The following is a 14990-nucleotide window of genomic DNA, read 5'->3' on the forward strand; positions in this document are numbered from 1 at the left end:
TGGCTTGCCCGCGAAGGCGTCAGGTCAGTCGACATCCGCCTGGCCTGACACCCTGATCGCGAGCACCCCGCTCAACTCACGCCTGATCCATCGCCTCGGCCACCCCCTGATCCTCACCCAGAAACCCGCCACTCTGGTGCTGCCAGAGCCGCGCATAGGTGCCGTTCTTCCTGAGCAGTTCGGCGTGGGTACCCTGTTCGATGATGCGTCCGTCATCCATGACAATCAGCCGGTCCATGGCCGCGATCGTGGACAGCCGATGGGCGATGGCGATGACGGTCTTGCCCTGCATCATTTCATCGAGGCTTTCCTGGATGGCGACCTCGACTTCCGAATCGAGGGCGCTGGTCGCCTCGTCCAGCAGCAGGATCGGGGCGTTCTTGAGCATCACCCGAGCGATGGCGATGCGTTGGCGCTGGCCGCCCGAGAGCTTGATACCACGCTCCCCCACCAGTGTGTCGTAGCCGCTGTGGCCTTGCGGGTCTCTCAATTGGTTGATGAATCCGTCGGCCTGGGCGTTGGCGGCGGCCTGGCGCACTTGCGCATCGGTCGCCTCCGGGCGGCCGTAGGCGATGTTGTCGCGAATGGAGCGGTGCAACAGAGAGGTATCCTGAGTGACCATGCCGATGGCGCTGCGCAGGCTGTCCTGGGTCACTTGAGCAATGTTTTGCCCGTCGATGCGGATCTCACCGCTGTCCACGTCGTAGAAGCGCAGCAGCAGGTTGATCAAGGTGGATTTGCCGGCACCGGAGCGCCCCACCAGGCCGATTTTTTCTCCCGGGCGGATGTCCAGGCTCAAGCCATCGAGTACCTGGCGTTCACCGTTGTAGTTGAAGCGCACCTTGTCAAAGCTCACCGCGCCGCCAGCGGGCACCAGCACGCCGGCGTTTGGCGCATCCTGCACCTTGGGGCCACGGGTCAGGGTCGCCATGCCGTCCTGAATCGTGCCGATGCTTTCGAACAGCGATGTCATTTGCCACATGATCCAGTGCGACATGCCATTGATACGCAGCGCCATGGCGGTGATCGCCGCCACGGCGCCCGTGCCGACCTCGCCCTGGTGCCACAGCCACAGGGCAAAGCCGCCGGAGCCCATGATCAGCCCGACCACCAGGGCCTGATTGACGATCTCGAACTGGCTGACCAGGCGCATCTGGCGAAAGCCGGTATGTTTGAAATCCTCCATCGCCGCGCGCGCAAAGTGCGCCTCGCGCTTGGAGTGCGAAAACAGTTTCACGGTGGTGATGTTGGTGTAGGCGTCCGACACGCGACCGGTCATCGACGACCGCGCATGGGCCTGTTCCTGGCCGACCTGCCCCAGGCGCGGCACAAAATACAGCATGGCCAGGCCGAACAAGGCAATCCAGACAATGAACGGCAGCATCAGCTTCAGGGCGAAGCCGCCGGCCAAAGCGATGATCGCAATGAAATAAACCCCTATGCCGGGTGCGATCTCGATGACGGTGAACAGCACTTCGCGCACCGCCAGTGCCGTTTGCATCACCTTGGTCGTGACCCGACCGGAAAACTCATCGGAAAAGAAAGAAAGGCTTTGGCGCAGCATCAGGCGATGGAAGTCCCAGCGCAGTCGCAGCGGCAAGTTAATCGCCAGGACCTGGTGCTGCACCATGGTACGCAGCGCCACCAGCCCGATGCTCGATACCAGGACGATGCCGATCCCCCACAGCACACGACGTTCCTGCCCCTGCGCATCGCCGCCCGCCTGCCAGGTCGACAGCAGGTCCACGACCTGCCCGAGAAAGGAAAACAGCCAGGCTTCGTAGATCGACACGCTGGCGCTGAGCAGCGCAAACACAAGAATGTAACCCCGCGCGCCCCGCGTGCAGGCCCAGAGAAACCGCCCCAGGCCAGCGGGTGGCGGGGGTAACTCATCGGGTGGGAAAGGGTCGAGTCTTCGTTCAAACACACGAAGCATTGTGATCTCCTGAATGGTCATGTGAGGGAGATTCTGCCATTTAACGGTTGCTTTGAGGTTTTTGCGGGACAAGGGTTCGACGATTCAACTTGCCCGCCCCCACAGATTCCCGAGGCGTCCACGGGATGCGTGAATGGCACAAAAACCTGTGGGAGCGTGGCTTGCCTGCGAAGGCGTCAGGTCAAGCGCCGAACTCACCCGGATCAACATCATCAAGGGCATGGCGCACACGGCTTCGCCTATCGTGATGCACACCAGGTTCATTCGGAAGTTGACGGAGGTCGTGTTTAAGCGTGCTGGATCGTTAACCGGCGATGATTTTCGATTCGTCAATCCTGTCTACTTTATCGCCGGTCAAAGCATTCTGGAGTCTGGTTTCCACCTCGGCCTTCGACATCAGGCGTACGGGTTGAGCGTTCACAACGCGAATTTTTGCCTTGGCAACTGCCTCATTGAAGTTCGACGCAAATGCGTCGGACTCCGCAGCCGTAGCGGACGTGGCTGCAGACTTTGGAGACTTGGCGGGCAAAACGTCCTGCGTAGTCAGTTGATTCTCGTCGATGATTTTCTGGCGTTTGGCGCCAGCGTAGTAGGTGTGATTGCCGAACGATCCGTTGATGTTCATTCAAGAAGCCTCTGCGGTTAATAAATGATTAGCGAAATTTATAACGCAAGCTTCAAGCCAACTCGTTCACTTTGAGAAAACCCCATGGAATGGGCAAATTGCGGAATTTCAATCTACAAGCAGGCGCATCCCGATCAGTGAGTGCGGCAACACCTTGCCAGGCTCCGGCAGAACTTCACCGTCTTGTCGAGATGCCGCTCAATCAGCTACACCAGCGCCCGCTGCACTCGCCTGAATGAACACACACAGCTACACGAATACTCTCAAGACGCCGGGTCAAACCCAAAGACGCGCAATTCCTGGTCGCAGCGACAGGCCCTCGCGATCCGCGCGGCCCATGCGACAGCCTCATCGCGCGAAGGCAGTTCGAGTACGGTGAAGCCACCATTGAGCGCAGGCCCCCAAGGGTAGCCGCCCTCGGCGACTGCGCCGTCGGCCGAAACGAGGGCGGGCGCAACGCTTTCGTCGATGCCGCCAGCGAAGACGTAGACGCCAGCGGACTTCGCCTCTTCGATCACGGCCTGCGCGTCCCTGCCCACCGCTTGCAACTCCTCTTGCGGCACGACCATCGCTGCACTGGGAAAGGAGATCAGGTACTTGGCCATGGGGTTGTTTCCGTTGCAGATGGATGTCGGACGTTCATTCAACGAGCAACAACCCCGATCTGCTGCAGGAATGTCAGGTTGTCTTCCAGGTGCCAGTTTTCGGCAATCCTGCCGTCGACGATGCGGTAGATGTCGGTGGCAATGAAATTCACCGCCTGGCCCTTTCCTTTCACGCCGTTGAACGTGCCGGTGAAGTGCCCGGTGAAGCGTAGATGCGACACCACCCGATCGCCACTGACGATCATCTGCTGGACTTCGCAATTCAGGTCGGGCACCGCCGCATGGAAAGCCGCGGATGCCGCCAGAGGGCCTTCGACACCTTGGGCTCGACCGGGGGGCAAGGCGCGGTCCATGAAATCGGGCGCCAGTGCCTCTTGGGCCAAAGCGGGATTGCCGGTTGACCAGAACGTTGCGTAACGCCGTGCCGGGAGGGTCTGCGCCTGGACCTGTTCAGGTTTGGCGCCGGGATCGGCAATCAGCACTTTGGGCGTGACCAGCGCGGGCTCGGCGGCGACCGCAGGCTGGCCAACGATCGTAGCAGTGACAGCGGCGGCCAGCAGGCCAGTGATCAACGAGCGCATTGGGCTTCTCCTGTGGTGATGGCGGGGTAATCGCTGTAGCCCTGGGCAGTGCCGCCGAACAGCGTCGCGGGATCAAGGGCGGCCATTGGAAGGTCTTGTGCCAGGCGCAGTGGCAAATCGGGGTTGGCCACAAAGGGCCTGCCGAACGCCACGAGGTCGGCATAACCCTTGTCGATGACCCACTCGGCGCGAGCCCGATCGTAGTTGCCGGCGACGATGATCGGGCGCGTGAAACGTTGGCGAATCGCCTGACGGAACGACTCGGTGAACACCGGCGCATCATCCCAGTCCGCTTCGACCAGATGCAGGTAGCCGATGCCTTTGTCCTGCAGGTATTCGGCCGCTTCGAGGATGGTCGGGAGGATGTCCGGGCAGGCCATGCCACGGGCGGTCAGAAACGGTGCCAGGCGAATGGCCGTACGTTCGGCCCCGACTTCATCGCTGACCGCGTCGACCACTTCCTTTAGAAAGCGCAGGCGATTGCTGCGCGAGCCGCCATATTCATCGGTCCGCGTGTTTGACGTGGTGCGCAGGAACTGATCCACCAGATAACCGTTGGCGCCATGGATCTCCACACCATCGAAGCCGGCACGCATCGCCCGGCGCGCGGCCTGGCGAAAGTCGTCGACGATCTGCGCAATCTCGGTGCGGGTCAGCGCCCGGGGCGTCGGGGAATCGAACATCGCGCCCAGTCCAGTGACCGGGTCGACTTTCCAGATTTGCCCTTCAAAGGGTTCAGCGGACGGCGCCACCGGCAGTTCGCCTTGATGGAAGTCCGGATGAGACAAGCGCCCGACGTGCCACAGCTGCAGGAAGATTCGACCGCCCTCGGCATGCACCGCCCGGGTCACGCCCTGCCAGCCTTGTACTTGCGCTTCATCGTGGATGCCGGGCGTAAAGGAATAACCCTTGCCCTGCGGGGAAATTTGCGTCGCCTCCGTCACGATCAATGCCGCCGATGCGCGCTGCGCGTAGTACTGCGCATTGAGGCTGTTGGGGATGTCGCCGGGCTGGCTGCTGCGCGCCCGGGTCATGGGCGCCATCACTACCCGGTGAGGGGCATTCAGGCCTGCGAAGTTGATGGGGGTAAATAACGTGGTCATGGTGTGAGTTCCTGGGCCGCTGAAAGTGGATGGGCTCAGTCTGCAATCGGCGATGCAATTTGATAATTAGGCTAGTCTTTGATGGATTTTCAAAAATACTGGAAGAATGATGGATAACCTGGAAGCCATCCGCCTGTTTGTCGAAGCAGCCCAACTCGGCGGGCTCTCGGCTGCGGGACGCAAGCTGGGTCTGTCGCCAGCCGCCGCCAGTGCCCGCTTGCTCAAGCTCGAAGCGTCGCTCGCCACCCGCCTGTTCGAACGCACCACGCGCCAGTTACGCCTGACCGATGAGGGGCGGATTTATCTGCAACATTGCCGTCAGGCCTTGCAGGCGCTGGACGATGCGCGAGCGGCGCTGTCGGTGGAAAAAAAGGAAATTCGCGGCAAGATCCGGATATCCGCCACTTCGGATTTCGGCCGTCATGTGTTGAACCCCTGGCTGGATGAGTTCACCGCCCGCTATCCCCAGGTCGTGCCTGCACTGCTGCTGTCCGATTCGCTTTCGCACCTGATCGCCGACGATATCGACCTCGTGATCCGCTTCGGTGTGCCGCCTGACAGCTCGTTGATCGCACGGCCACTGGCCGCCAATCGCCGCGTCCTGTGCGCCGCGCCGGGCTATCTGCAGCGCAAGGGCACGCCCGGTCATCCGCACCAGCTGGACGAGTTCGACCACATTGTCGCCGGTCAGTCGGGGTGGTCCAGCGAATGGCGCTTGCATCGTGGGGAAGAAACGATGCTGTTCAAGGTGCCCCTGGAGGCTGCGCGTGAAACCAACGACGGCGCGCTGGCCCGCCAATGGGCGATCGATGGCCACGGCATCGTCCTCAAATCGATCTGGGACGTGAGCGCTGACCTGGCGGCGGGACGCTTGAGTCTGGTGTTGCCCGAATGGCAGTCGGTCGAGGCTCCCGTGCACGCGCTTTACCCCCGCAGCCGCTACCTGGCGCCACGGGTACGGGCATTACTGGACTTTTTGGGCGAACGGTTCGAACAAGCCTCGCGGGAGATGGCCCTTTAAAGCCACTCATGCGACAGGTGACGTGGATATTTCCAATATTTTTGATAATCCATCAACAGCCAGCAGAATTTTCAAATGCATGCCTGATTTGCACAATGAACTCACTTCATAGGCATCACAGGGCATCCTCATGCATCTGGATCACGCAAACATCGTCATCGCGGATCTCGACAAAACCGTTGGCTTTTTCACCGACGTGCTTGGATTCACAAAGGGGGACCGCCCTGACTTTCGCGTGCCGGGCGCCTGGCTTTACAGCCAGGGCCGACCGCTGATTCATCTCACCCAGGCCACAGGCGGTTTACCCGCACAGAGAATGTCGCCTCGCATCGACCACATTGCATTACGCGTCGCCGACCTCGACGAGTGGCGCGCCGCACTGGACCGCGTGAGAGCCCACGGCATCGAATACCACGTCAATACGCCCAACGACGGCAGCGACTTCCAGCTCTGGGTAGCAATTGCCCCAGGCATCACCGTTGAAATTATCGCGACGGCATCACTACCGTGAGCACAGGGCTGCACTGTTGCGAGCGAGCTCTACGTTTCAGCGATCAGGGACGCTGGATGCATCAGTCATCATCGCGATCACGGTAACGACGGTGATCGCGATCATAGTCGCCACGATCATATCGATGGTCATAACCACGATCGTCGTCATCCCGCTGGTCGTACCCACGCCGATGATCATGGTCGTGATACCGGCCGTACCTTTCTCCATCGTCCCAATGGGGACCGCAGCCCCCCAACAGCAAGGAACTGAAAATGGCCAGGATCATGATGACTGCGCGATTCATGGAAATGCTCTGAAAGTGGGTGGTATCGAAGGGTTATGCCGACGCGAAATTTGCATTCGGGCAAGGTTCAGCCATGGCTATGACCATCGAGTAACTCAATGATTCCGCAGCAAATTACAGACAATGGAGGGTCGAGCCTTGCTCACCCGCGCACCAGGTAGGCTCCTGGCGGAACCCGATCCCTCAGCTTCTTGCACTTCCCGGGTTTAGGCTGATGCCCCGGCGGGCGATCCGGGAACCAGATCCGGCATTTGCCCGGCGGCGGCCAATGACCCCGAGGAATCTCCACCGGCTCCGGCTGGATGGCGGCCATTTGCAGGTTCGGCTCGGGAGGTGGACTGTCAGCCGTAGCCGGGGTCGCTGCCTGTGGTGCCTGTTCGAGCGTCAAGGCGCCCGTCTCGCGCACCCTGTTCGGGGAGGCATTCCCGGCAGCCGCTGCCTCTGCTTCACGGCTCCTTTTAACCTCTTCTTCCAGCCCCTCCTGAACGGCAACAAGTGGCTCGCCGGCCTTGGGTGGTTTGTTTGACGCCTGTGCCTGCTGCGCCGCCTGGATCAACTGGAAGTTGCGGTTGCGCAACGCAAGGTTGCTCCCAACCCGCAGGTTCGAACGCGCCGCCAGGGTTTCAGCCTGTTGGTACTGCCCCTGCTGAAGCCGCAATACACCGAGGTAATGCAGCGTCGCTGGATTGTTCGGCTGGATATGCAGGGCTCGCTCCAGCGTGGCGGCAGCCTGGTCCAACTGGCCGTTTTCATACTGTCGCGAGGCGGTTTCGATCAGGGTGGTTGATGCACTGTTACTTTGGGCAGCAGCGCTTCGCTCGGCAGCAACCGAACCAAAGGACGCGATGGCACACAACACCAGGACGAGACCCGGTACAAGACTTTTGGTTGGCATCAGGGGACGGACTCGACTGATCTTGCACGGCACTGCCGCAAAACAGACCCCGGCGCCGCTCGGCATTTGCGATACAGGGTACCCATCGACCAGGCCAGCCCCTTGAAGTTCCCGGCCAGTCATCCAGGCGGGTATTGACCGGCGTCCAACAGCAAAAATCACTCTCAGGTAGCGAAGTCAATTCGATGGCAGCCTCCAAGACCGTGATCCACGGACTTACTGCCTTGTACGATGGGCAACAAACGACCCAAAGCTGACGATGGCGATAGGCAAAAAAGTGACCCGAAGTTGACTGTCGCGAACAACGCTCCGGCTAAGGTCATGGTCACAAGGGGGAGCATGCGAGTGGTGTGAGGCTACTTCATGACGGACAACCTAGGCAGGGAATGCCTTCTCGAGCAGCTTGCTTTCGGTGTCGCGGTCCAACTCCCCGGTTTCCGGTAATTCAGCTTGATTTTGGAACTGCTTCACCGCCGAGGTTGTGCAACGACCGCGTAAGCCATCGATTGGCCCAGGATCGATCCCAAGATAGAGCAATGCCGCTTGTGCGGTGCGCAAAGCTAAATCAGGGTGAACAACCTTGTACTTAGCGTAGGCAACAGCCAGGCGCGTGTCATACTCGTTTTTATCGTGCTGAACGTTGTAGCCGCGTGTAAAAGCAGCCCAGTTCTTGCGCTGCAGCTCACCCGCCAGGTTATTTTCTTTGATAAAGTTTTCCACGGCCAGCAATTGGGCGTCCTCATCCTTCACCATGGCGGCGACCATATCATTTACTGTGGCGAAGCCAACTGATTTGAAATTGAAACCCATGACTTGGCCGATACCCCATGATGTGCTTTGGAGTGCGGCGCCCGGCTCAAGCTCCATCGCTTTCTCTAGGCGTCGGTATCCACTTGGGCCTCCAATATAACCTCCTGGGTTTTGATTGCTGATATCTGAGTCTCCCGTATCGTGCTCCCCACCTGTAAGGCGGTGGAAAATATGACGCTCAAAAAATATCTTTGGTCGTCGATCCTGCAAAAAACCAAAACCCTGTGATTCAACACTCAGTATTGCCCATATTTCTGGTTCGAAAACGCTCAAAGCGTCGCAAATCCGCTCTATGCCTCCATCACTTAGCGGGCGGCCTTTACTTTTAAAGTTCATGATGAAGTCCTCTCTGTGTAAAAGCGTTATTAGCAAGCGCCATTTCAGCTTCTTCCGCCTGTGATGATTCAAAGCGGAAGTTACCGCCCCCCTGGCATGAGCGTTAAAATCATTGCCTTTTGGCACCCATCGATAAGCTCAGAGCGTTCATAAGCCGAAAGTACTGCTTTCGTACTTCTGCTTTCTCTACGACATTTTCCGTCGAAAACTTCTGAGACCAAGCTGGATTCCACATGTATGCGCAATCGTTAGTTCGGTCTCCATAAGCTCCTTGAATGTGGGAGCGGATCTTGGCATCTTGGCCCGGGCTAGTGAACGTCTCGAACAAAGTATGAATATAAGATTGGTACGCCTCGTAAATTTCGTCATCAAACAGGTGGCGATAGATATTGAATATTCTGTCCAGTTCGCGTTTGGCCTTGATGACCTCTTCCGGTGAAACCTCCTTCCATTGACCTACCCAAGTGTAGAAGCACAGAAGCTGGTTGAGTAACGGTGCTATGGAATCGTAGATCGCTATTCTTTTCTCGGTCAGCTTTTGATTTGACCATTGAATAAATTCCAGGCGCTTTAGATGACGGCTTATAAACCATCCGAAGGCGGCAACGGACAAAGGCGTCAAGATCCCGACGATGAGTTTAACTATTTCCAGCGAATTCCATGGTTGCATTGGATACCCTGAGGAAAAAGTGTTAGACAAAACGAGTCCATTCAGAATAGGTCCTTGCAGCCTTAACCGCTTGGGTAATTGCACAGACTTGCCCACCCATTTGCATTCGACCTGACCAATCATTTGCATCGGATTTGACCATCACGCTGCGTGGCCATGACCGGCAGAGAACGACCCTGTATAGATAGTCCGTCTGCTTCCAGCCGCTGAGGAGACAATCTCGAAAATCGTTCGGTGGAACGCAGTTCGGCCTTCCGGATCGTCAGGAGAGGAGCTGATGCGCCTATCCAGAACTTCCGAGACTTACTCATGCAGACGGAATGTGAGTGCAAGGCGTTAAACGCTCACTTCGGCTCGAAGTGTCAAATACCCGTACCCGACCCACTGAAGAGACTCACCGTTCTGCGCTGCGAACACACGCTACCCTCCCTGGTCAGCCACCTCATGCTGTCATGGACAAAGATCGAACGGACCTCAAGGCCCTTGACCTCTGGATGAAGAGCCTGTCCGATTGCTACCGCCGCCTTCTCGCTGCGGGCCCACGGCAGAGTATCAAGCGGGTGCTGTACGCCCTAGTAAAGGGGATGGCTGTATCTGATGGACAACCGCTATCGGTGCGACGAGGTTTAGCGAGTGTATCCGTGGGTGGAGTCTTGACGAGCCGGCCGTTCAGGCCGGATCGAAGAAGCGCTCGTAGATTTGCCGCTGAACAGTCGACAGTGGCGTGGCCGAAGGTACCCACGCCCGCACGAGGGCCGTACTGCGCGGCCTGCGCCACGCGGCGAGACCGTCCGAAATGGACTCGATCTCACCAGGACGCACACCGAGATGGCGCGTCCACCGCTGCAGGCGCAGCCGCGCGGCTATGGCAGTGGGCTTGTCGGCGTCGTTAGAGTCGCCGGTCAGCGTGACCATCATTTCGCTATCGTGGGTGGCCGAACGGTTGCTGAAATTCATCGAGCCAACCATCGCCACTGCGTCGTCCGAGATTGAGAGTTTGGCATGTAGATAGCTACCGTCGCCGGACGGCGAGCGAGATAGGTTGAGCATCTCGAAGATCATCACCCGACCTGGAAAGGCCGCAATCAATGGCCGCCAGAAGTCGGAACGGCGCTGCGTCAGCCAGCGCAGGTCTCCGACAACCTCGATGGGTGACATCACGCCCACCACCGTGAAGGTGACGTTGCTGTTCAGGCGATCGCGAAGCACAGCGCCTAGCTCGTTGGTGCCGATGAGGTACTGGTCTTCGAAATAGATATATTTCGAAGATAGGCGGATTATGCGCAGTAAGGCATTGGCGCAGGAACGCACGCCACCTTTGAACGGGTAGCCATCGCCGTAGGTGTGAGTGACCTGCGCCGACACGTTGCCGACCGATATCTGCGGGTCTGCGTAGCCATCACCCCGCAGGGCCAAGTTCTTAGAATCATCATGCAACTTCCAGCGGTCGACGAAGGTCTTCAGCACGTCGGCGCACACTGGCCCAGTGATCCGGCATGACACGTCCTCCAGCGGCGCCCCGCGGTCTGTTGGCGGGTTCTTCGCCTTGCCGCCTTGGGCGAAGATGCGGTCGGCGTTGAAGTCGGTGCTGCCGACGTAAGCGACCAGACCGCGTCGTGACCTGACGACCAGGAACTTCTGGTGGTGGGATCCGAACAGCCGATGCTCGCCGTCAAGAATACCCAGCGAGTTGGCTGAACAACTGCGAATGTGCTTGATGGCCGCAGTGTTGATTGCCGCGAGCCAGGGGTCGCCGAAAATCGACACCGGTAAGCTGAGCATGCCTGCTGGCAACCCGGCCAAGTCGTGCTGCCGCTTATGGCGCCAGATCATGCCACACACCTGCGCGCCCATAATTGTCTGCGGAACCGGCTGCGAAGAGTTCGCGGCTGGATCGGGTCGCTCGCGGCAGATAAAGGTCATCACGCTACGCAGCAAGGGCGGCGACGGCGACGCGGCCGGGTCGCCCAGCGGAATGTCGACATCGCACCACCAGTTAACAAAGTACGCGAAGTCGTCCGCTCCGTCGGCCCCACTTAAGTCGGCCAGCACCGAGTAGAAGAGCTTGCGATTGTCGGTGAAGAGTGTGACCTCGTTGCCGGGCTTGCTCTCCCAGACTCGGTCGCCATCGTTCGGCGGAAGAAAGAATTCGTCGTTCACGGTGCGGCTCCGATCCGGGTCGTAAAGGTCACATGTTCAAGTCGATGGGCTTGTACTCGACGGCGACGATCTGGTCAGTCGGCAACACGGTGATCCATTGGCTGAAGACCTGATTGGGTGGCAGGCCAGCGTTGAAGCCGTCTGCCAGCGGGTCGAAGCCGCTTTGGAACACCTTGTCGGCGGCCAGTGTATTCTGAATGTCGCCATTCTCGGCGGTGAGCTTTTCTGCAATGATCTGGAGCACCTCGCCCACAGTCTTGCCCGCGTACTGCGCGTCTTCGGCCGACGTACCCAGGTAGGGCGTATCCCAGCCGTCGTTCTCGTGGCCTTCGATCGATCGCAACCAGTTCAGCGCAGCCACCTCGCGACCGGGGCGGATGGGAACAACGGCCTTGGCCCATGGCGCGTTGAGAAAGGCATTGCGCAGGTTGTCGCCATCAAGCTGCATCAGCCACCCGAGCGATGCGCCGAGCTTGGCTGGCGCCGAGTCTTCGGTGATGTTGTAATTGGCGCTGCGCTTTTCGCCGCCCCATCGTGAGCTGTCGCCATCGGTCAGGCTGTAACGGTTTCCGTCGAGGTTGACATTCAGGTCGAGCTGCCCCGTCCGGCGCTGCGGCATCCACCACTCGGGCGCAACGAAGTACAGCATCGCGTCGATGTCGAACAGCGAACGGACGATCTCGGAACGCACATGGCTCAGCCTCCGGTTTTCGGGCGTGTCGGGCAGCTTCCAGCTGTCGAGCATTAGCCGCTCGATGAGCTTGCGATAGACGATCGTGCGCTCCTCTTCGCGCAACGCAACTGTTGAGCGCTGGCGGACGTTGCTGGCGTCCTTGATTCGAGCACGAACGTTCTCAAGCACCGTCTTCTTGTACAGGCGCTGGACCTCGGCGTTGTACTTGCCCTGGTTGGCCGCGTTGATGGTGTCGACGCGGGTGATCTCGTCGCTTGTAGGCTGGTAGATGAGCTCAAGTTCGAGGTTAACCTGGTTCTCGCCACCGAAATTTACGAAGTTCATTACGATCTCGAAACTGCCGTCGGTCGTGGGCTGCGGCGGGAACTTGATCACCGCCTGTTTGTTGCCCTGCACGCCGACCGACCGCACTTCGCTTAACACATAGTTCGCCTGCGGCGGGTCGAACTTGAACAGAAACGGGCCGAAGATAGTCTGGCTATCCTCGTCTTCATCGTCGCCCTTGATGATGCTCAGGTGCTTTCCCTTGTACTGGGTGTTGGCCGTTTCGAGATAGGCGTAGGCGTAATTGGCGTGATTGTTCGAGTAGTTGAGGATCGGCGAAAACGGAATCGGCACTACGACCTTTTTCGAAATGGCTGCGGGACGCGGAATTAGGTCCGGTTCCTTAATGCTCGCCAAGTCTGGCGACTCGACCATGTGCACGAGGTCGGCCAGCCCCAACGTGCTGCCCGGGTCGTCGACGAAGATTTGCCAGCACAGGCGCACGCCGACATCCTGCATTTGCACGCCCACGCGCCGCATCTTGCGACGCAGCTCGTAATTGATGAGCTTGTTGCTCGGGTTCTGCAACACGTAACGGCGGCTGCGCGTGTCGGTGGTTTCGGTCGTCGTCTTGAAGACTGACTTGTAGCTGCGCTTGATCTCAGTCGACAGTTTCTCAGCCTGCTCGCGGCTTTGCTTGTGGGTCGTTTCGCGCCCCTCCTTGCGTGTCGACTCCAGCCCGAAGCTTGCAGACACCGTGCCTTGGTAGACGCCGAATTTCACGGTATTGGTATTCGACACGCCAAGTTTGGTGCTGCTGGTGTTTTCTTCCTTAACAGCGTCGCTGAGTTCGTCCTTTGACGTCTCGCTCAGCTCGCTGCGGGTCGTGGACTCTTGGGAGATCTCGTCGGTGCGCTCGAGCACCGTCTTTCGCGTGCTGACCTCGATCAGCTCGATTGTCGTGGCTGGCGCCAGCCAGACATGTTCGACCGGTTCGCCGATGAATGTCCCGAGGTCGAAGAAGTACTGTCTGAAGAGGTGCACGAATCCGACCGGTGCCAGTGCTCCCGTGCGATCCGCGGGGTCGATGTTAGCCAGCGGGTCGGTGGGCAGCAGGATGTCGCTCAGGGGCGGTGCTTCGTCGACCGAAAAGAGCTTGCGCAACTCGTCCGGATTGACACCAGCCTGGCCTTCGGCGAGGGCTAACAGAAGGGTCGCGATCTGTGATTCGTACTGCATCGTCACCAAGAAGTCGCGCCGCGACTGTTCTATCATCGCCTTGGTTGGCGATTGCCCAGCGGACTGCAACAACTGCTGATTGGCCAAGGCGCGCGCTGCGTCGTTAGCCTTGCGCAGATCGCCCTTATCCTTGTCCAAGAGGTTGTTGATTTCAATCAGTTGGCCCCATTCCGGACCGGCGGGGAGCTTGCCAGCGTGCGCGTCGACGAAAGCTTGGACCTTGGCCAGCACGATGAGGACCAACTGGCTGCCCAGGTCCTTTGTGAGCCGCACCTTAAAGGGTGACTTACCCGCGCCGGGCTCCAGCGGGTCGGCTATGAACTCCAGTGTGGGGGAGTTGTTGACGCTCGTCGGTCCGGGTGTGATACGACCGTCGAGGATGCGCTTTACGCGCGGATCGACCAAGATCCCGCCGCGCTCGATCCACTTCTTGCTTAGCTTCGATTGCCAGCCCAGTAGCGGCTGGTACACACCGTAGTGCTCGCTGGCATAAGGTGGAATTCCGCCGTAAGTGGCAAGATCCTTGGTTAAGTCGAACATGGCTGTCTCCAGAGAGCTACCAGTTGGGTCTCAATCGAAGGGTGGGGCTGAAGGTACGATCACTTGCGTAGATACAAGAAAAATCTGGCCACAAGTAAAATCACATCGCAATCCTGCATAGCAATCCCGAGGCACTACTGTTGACCGACTGTTACCGGCCCTCGATCGCGTTTTTACGTGGCCGTGTCGTTTCACAATTCTCTATGTAACGTCGAAGGCCAGCGCGACCCTAGTGTGCTATGCGCATGGGGTTGAGCCGATCAAGCGATCTTAGATCTACTTCCAGCAACTTAATGGATACTGCTGACCGTTCCAAGTCGTCCATCCCGTAGTTTTATTACCTATAGGTTTGGGTAAATACCATCGATTACCATCAGCGTGATTGAAGTACATTCCTCCTTTATTGCCAAGGCGAGGATTGGTCAGTGCCACCCACTTCGAACCATTGTCGGAAAAACTGCCCTTCCAGCGGACGCCGGAGGTACTGGTCGCTGTGCCATCACCGTTGTCTGTCGTTTGGCTAGCCTCGACCACGGTCCACTTCATTTGAGCCGCCCGCCCATCGATAGTGCAGGACCAAGAGCCACCCCACCAGCCCGACGCCATGCCTGCGTATGCCGGGCCGGCAACGACGAGACAAAATAACGTCAGGTTGCAGGAAGCTGTAAGTAGCGAATGATACTTTGCGGTCATAAGCGCATACTCCTTGGGAAA

14 protein-coding genes are annotated in these 14990 nt (G+C 58.8%); 2 read left to right on the forward strand and 12 right to left on the reverse strand.

What is annotated here, in order from left to right:
- Positions 1–76: 76 nt before the first annotated feature.
- The 5 genes from ABTV29_RS19000 to ABTV29_RS19020 all read right to left on the reverse strand — a co-directional run bounded on the left by ABTV29_RS19000 (position 77) and on the right by ABTV29_RS19020 (position 4850).
- Positions 77–1936 carry an ABC transporter ATP-binding protein gene (locus ABTV29_RS19000; protein ID WP_433766229.1) on the reverse strand — a complete coding sequence of 620 codons (1860 nt, stop codon included), beginning with the start codon at positions 1934–1936 and terminating at the stop codon, positions 77–79.
- Between the two features lie 304 nt (positions 1937–2240).
- Positions 2241–2561, reverse strand: coding sequence for a hypothetical protein (locus ABTV29_RS19005; protein ID WP_433766230.1), 321 nt, complete (start codon positions 2559–2561; stop codon positions 2241–2243).
- 263 nt (positions 2562–2824) lie between these two features.
- Positions 2825–3166, reverse strand: a complete 342-nt coding sequence (locus tag ABTV29_RS19010) for a YciI family protein (protein WP_433766231.1) — start codon at positions 3164–3166, stop codon at positions 2825–2827.
- Between the two features lie 38 nt (positions 3167–3204).
- Positions 3205–3747, reverse strand: coding sequence for an ester cyclase (locus ABTV29_RS19015; protein WP_433766232.1), 543 nt, complete (start codon positions 3745–3747; stop codon positions 3205–3207).
- Positions 3735–4850: an alkene reductase gene (locus ABTV29_RS19020; protein WP_433766233.1), complete on the reverse strand. Its 1116-nt coding sequence runs from the start codon at positions 4848–4850 to the stop codon at positions 3735–3737. Before ABTV29_RS19020 ends, ABTV29_RS19015 begins: the two co-directional genes overlap by 13 nt.
- Before the next feature lie 109 nt (positions 4851–4959).
- Between ABTV29_RS19020 and ABTV29_RS19025 the strand changes: the two genes are divergently transcribed.
- Both ABTV29_RS19025 and ABTV29_RS19030 read left to right on the forward strand, forming a co-directional pair.
- Entirely contained in the window at positions 4960–5871 is a 912-nt protein-coding gene (locus tag ABTV29_RS19025) for a LysR family transcriptional regulator (RefSeq protein WP_433766234.1), read from the forward strand.
- A gap of 130 nt (positions 5872–6001) precedes the next feature.
- Positions 6002–6382, forward strand: coding sequence for a VOC family protein (locus ABTV29_RS19030; RefSeq protein ID WP_433766235.1), 381 nt, complete (start codon positions 6002–6004; stop codon positions 6380–6382).
- A gap of 61 nt (positions 6383–6443) precedes the next feature.
- Here ABTV29_RS19030 and ABTV29_RS19035 read toward each other — a convergent pair whose 3' ends face one another.
- The 7 genes from ABTV29_RS19035 to ABTV29_RS19065 all read right to left on the reverse strand — a co-directional run bounded on the left by ABTV29_RS19035 (position 6444) and on the right by ABTV29_RS19065 (position 14969).
- The gene (locus ABTV29_RS19035; protein ID WP_433766236.1) at positions 6444–6668 is read right to left on the reverse strand and encodes a hypothetical protein; all 225 of its coding nucleotides are present in this window, start codon (positions 6666–6668) and stop codon (positions 6444–6446) included.
- 142 nt (positions 6669–6810) lie between these two features.
- Positions 6811–7563, reverse strand: a complete 753-nt coding sequence (locus ABTV29_RS19040; RefSeq protein WP_433766237.1) for a tetratricopeptide repeat protein — start codon at positions 7561–7563, stop codon at positions 6811–6813.
- Positions 7564–7938: 375 nt separating this feature from the next.
- Positions 7939–8709 carry an N-acetylmuramidase domain-containing protein gene (locus ABTV29_RS19045; RefSeq protein ID WP_433766238.1) on the reverse strand — a complete coding sequence of 257 codons (771 nt, stop codon included), beginning with the start codon at positions 8707–8709 and terminating at the stop codon, positions 7939–7941.
- Positions 8710–8818: 109 nt separating this feature from the next.
- A complete protein-coding gene (locus tag ABTV29_RS19050; RefSeq protein ID WP_433766239.1) occupies positions 8819–9508 on the reverse strand; it encodes a hypothetical protein in 690 nt (229 codons plus the stop codon).
- Positions 9509–10048: 540 nt separating this feature from the next.
- Positions 10049–11539 (reverse strand): phospholipase D-like domain-containing protein, encoded by a 1491-nt coding sequence (locus ABTV29_RS19055; protein WP_433766240.1) that lies wholly within the window; start codon positions 11537–11539, stop codon positions 10049–10051.
- 28 nt (positions 11540–11567) lie between these two features.
- Entirely contained in the window at positions 11568–14276 is a 2709-nt protein-coding gene (locus ABTV29_RS19060; RefSeq protein ID WP_433766241.1) for a hypothetical protein, read from the reverse strand.
- 276 nt (positions 14277–14552) lie between these two features.
- Positions 14553–14969: a DUF6006 family protein gene (locus tag ABTV29_RS19065; protein ID WP_077431723.1), complete on the reverse strand. Its 417-nt coding sequence runs from the start codon at positions 14967–14969 to the stop codon at positions 14553–14555.
- Between the last annotated feature and the right edge of the window lie 21 nt (positions 14970–14990).

The sequence above is a fragment of the Pseudomonas putida genome, assembly GCF_050989985.1.
Taxonomy (GTDB): Bacteria; Pseudomonadota; Gammaproteobacteria; order Pseudomonadales; family Pseudomonadaceae; genus Aquipseudomonas; species Aquipseudomonas putida_AI.